Source organism: Halomonas sp. ND22Bw, assembly GCF_003011945.1.
In the GTDB taxonomy this organism is placed as follows: Bacteria; Pseudomonadota; Gammaproteobacteria; order Pseudomonadales; family Halomonadaceae; genus Halomonas; species Halomonas halophila.
The window spans coordinates 1-308 of record NZ_PXWD01000540.1; the positions used below are offsets into that span (position 1 = coordinate 1).

Below are 308 nucleotides of genomic sequence, written 5' to 3' on the forward strand. Positions count from 1 at the left end.
AGCGAAGAAATCGCACGCATCGTCGACCGTCAGTTCGAGCACCTGGGCGATATTGCGCCCGTTCCATTCGACTTCGAGCGTTTGCGGGTTGTAGCGCGAGCCATGACAGGTCGAGCACGGGGCAAAAACGCTCGGCAGGAACAGCAGCTCCACCATGACGAAGCCCTCGCCCTCACATACCGGGCAGCGGCCTTCGGCGACGTTGAACGAGAAGCGGCCGGGGCTGTAACGGCGCTTCTTGGCCAACGGAGTGCCGGCAAAGATCTTGCGCACATGGTCGAACATGCCGCTGTAGGTGGATAGGTTCG

The 308-nt window shown here is 61.4% G+C and carries 1 pseudogene; it reads right to left on the reverse strand.

What is annotated here, in order from left to right:
- Positions 1–308, reverse strand: a pseudogene (locus tag CVH10_RS19285) (excinuclease ABC subunit A); the annotation flags it as partial.